This window comes from Streptomyces flavofungini (assembly GCF_041028215.1).
GTDB classification, from domain to species: domain Bacteria; phylum Actinomycetota; class Actinomycetes; order Streptomycetales; family Streptomycetaceae; genus Streptomyces; species Streptomyces flavofungini_B.
The window spans coordinates 1-2935 of sequence record NZ_JASKYR010001014.1; the positions used below are offsets into that span (position 1 = coordinate 1).

The 2935-nt window shown below is 73.0% G+C and carries 3 protein-coding genes; 2 read left to right on the plus strand and 1 reads right to left on the minus strand.

What is annotated here, in order from left to right; translation table 11 throughout:
• Nucleotides 1–10: 10 nt before the first annotated feature.
• A complete protein-coding gene (locus AB8Z36_RS37790; RefSeq protein WP_369217900.1) occupies nucleotides 11–715 on the minus strand; it encodes a TVP38/TMEM64 family protein in 705 nt (234 codons plus the stop codon).
• A 49-nt stretch (nucleotides 716–764) separates the two neighbouring features.
• Here AB8Z36_RS37790 and AB8Z36_RS37795 point away from each other — a divergent pair, with 49 nt between their 5' ends.
• On the plus strand, nucleotides 765–1463 hold the full coding sequence (locus tag AB8Z36_RS37795) for a DNA alkylation repair protein (protein ID WP_369217901.1): 699 nt from the start codon (nucleotides 765–767) through the stop codon (nucleotides 1461–1463).
• A gap of 269 nt (nucleotides 1464–1732) precedes the next feature.
• Nucleotides 1733–2902 (plus strand): elongation factor Tu, encoded by a 1170-nt coding sequence (tuf, locus tag AB8Z36_RS37800; protein WP_369217902.1) that lies wholly within the window; start codon nucleotides 1733–1735, stop codon nucleotides 2900–2902.
• The last annotated feature ends 33 nt before the right edge of the window (nucleotides 2903–2935 follow it).

Below are 2935 nucleotides of genomic sequence, written 5' to 3' on the forward strand. Positions count from 1 at the left end.
CCTCCGGCGCTCAGCGCCCCCGCAGGTGATGCCGCTTGAACCACGCCACCGCCGCCCCGCCGAGCCCCGTCACCGCGATGAAGCCCATGGCGATCAGGAAGGCCGRGGAGGTCGGCGTCGAGGCGCGGGCGCCCGCGATGACGTACGCCGCCGTGTTCGGGATCGACCCGAGGCCCGTGGCGAGCAGGAACGGCAGCCAGCCCATGCGGGAGACCGCCGCGCAGTAGTTGGCCGCGGCGAACGGCACACCGGGGAAGAGCCGCACCGCCAGCATCGACCGGAAGCCGTGCCTGCTGAGCTGGCCGTCGGCGGCCTGGAGCCACTTGCCCCGCAGCAGCGGGCGCAGCGCGTCCTGCCCCAGCATCCGGCCGAGCCCGAAGGCGATCCCCGCCCCGAACACCGTGCCCGCGATCGCCGCGACGAGGCCCGCCTGCGTGCCGAAGAGCGCGCCCGCCGCCAGATTGAGCAGCGGGCGCGGCACGAACGCGGCGGTGCACGCGCCGTACGCCACGGCGAACAGCGCCACCGCCGTGGCGCCGCCGAGCTGCGCGATCCAGCCGCCGGACAGGAGCCGCTGCGGCTCGAAGAGCAGGACGCACGTCCCCGCCGCCGCGAGCAGCACCACGAGCAGCGAGAGCCGCGACCACGGCGAGAGCAGCGTCCTGGCGCAGCGCGCGGCGAGACCCCGCGGACGGGCGATTGCGGTGTCGGACATCCGGGCAGACTAACCGCCCGATGTGTCTGATCGCCGTATGGTGCGTCTCATGAGCGTCACAGTCCCGGGAAGTGACCTGGCCGACACCGTGCTCGGACGGCTCGTCACGCACTACTCCGCCGCGGCCGATCCAGTACGTGCCGGGCGGATGCGCGCGTACATGAAGGACGTCGCTCCCTTCCTCGGGCTGACCTCGCCGGTCCGCCGTGAGCTGGCGCGTACGGTCCTGGCGGGGACGCCACGCCCCGGCGAGGACGACTGCGCGGCCATCGCCCTGCGCTGCTGGGCGCTCCCCGAACGGGAGTACGCCTACTTCGCCGCGGACTACCTGCGCCGCCACCTCCGCCGCTGCTCCTCGGGACTCCTGCCCGTCGTACGCCATCTGGTGACGTCGAACCCCTGGTGGGACACGGTCGACGCGCTCGCCGCGCATGTCGTCGGCGGGCTCGTCGCCGCCGACCCGGCGCTGGCCGCCGTCATGGACGAGTGGMTCGAGGACGACGACCTGTGGGTGGCCCGCACCGCCCTCCTCCACCAGCTCCGCCGCAAGGAGTCCACCGACGCCGAGCGGCTCTTCGCCTACTGTTTGCGCCAGTCCGGGCACCCCGACTTCTTCGTCCGCAAGGCCATCGGCTGGAGCCTGCGGGAGTACGCCAAGACCGATCCGGACGCCGTGCGCGCCTTCGTCGGGCGCGAGCGGGGCAGGCTCGCGCCGCTCTCGGCCCGCGAGGCCCTGAAGAACCTCTGAACGGTGCGGCAGGACCTCTGAACGGTGCGGCGGAAAACCATTCGACGCGGGCGTCCGCTTCGGTGAGGATCAGACCCATGTTCCGGTACGCCTTCCTCGCAGCAACGCCCGCCGTCGCGGGCGCAGCGAAGGCTGCCGTCCCGACTCCCGACGCCTTCGGCGGCGCCCGAAGCTGACCCTCCCCGSACACTCCGGCGGACCCCGCAGGGGGAGGGTCGGTCGGGCCCGGAGCAGGGGCAACAGCTTCGAGTTCCGGAGAAGGAACCACCATGTCCAAGACGGCCTACGTCCGCACCAAGCCGCACCTCAACATCGGCACCATGGGCCACGTCGACCACGGCAAGACCACCCTCACCGCCGCCATCACCAAGGTCCTCAGCGAGCGCGGCACCGGTACGTTCGTGCCCTTCGACCGCATCGACCGCGCCCCCGAGGAGGCGCAGCGCGGCATCACCATCAACATCGCGCACGTCGAGTACGAGACGGACACCCGGCACTACGCGCACGTGGACATGCCCGGCCACGCCGACTACGTCAAGAACATGGTCACCGGCGCCGCCCAGCTCGACGGGGCGATCCTCGTCGTCTCCGCGCTCGACGGGATCATGCCGCAGACCGCCGAGCACGTGCTGCTCGCCCGCCAGGTCGGCGTCGACCACATCGTCGTCGCCCTCAACAAGGCCGACGCGGGCGACGAGGAGCTGATCGACCTCGTCGAGCTCGAGGTCCGCGACCTGCTCTCCACCCACGGCTACGGAGGCGACTCCGTCCCCGTCGTACGGGTCTCGGGGCTCCGGGCGCTGGAGGGCGACCCCCGCTGGACCGCCTCGGTCGAGGCGCTGCTCGACGCGGTGGACACCTATGTGCCGATGCCCGAGCGCTATCTCGACGCGCCGTTCCTGCTGTCCGTGGAGAACGTACTGACCATCACCGGGCGCGGCACCGTGGTCACCGGCGCCGTCGAGCGCGGCACCGTCCGCGTGGGCGACCGCGTCGAGGTGCTCGGCGCGGACACCGAGACGGTGGTCACCGGCCTGGAGACGTTCGGCAAGCCCATGGCGGAGGCGCAGGCGGGCGACAACGTGGCGCTGCTCCTGCGCGGGCTGCCACGCGACGCGGTCCGCCGCGGCCATGTGGTCGCCGCGCCCGGCAGCGTCACCCCGAGGCGGCGCTTCACCGCGCGGGTGTACGTCCTCTCGGCGCGCGAGGGCGGCCGTACGACCCCGGTCGCCACGGGATACCGGCCGCAGTTCTACCTCCGCACCGCGGACGTCGTCGGCGATGTCGACCTCGGCGAGGCGGCGGTGGCCCGTCCCGGCGACACCGTCACGATGACGGTGGAGCTCGGCCGTGACATGCCGCTGGAGGTCGGCCTCGGCTTCGCGATCCGCGAGGGCGGCCGGACCGTCGGCGCGGGCACCGTGACCGGACTCCTCTGACGGACGCCGAGTCCGTCCGCCCCGGGGCGACCG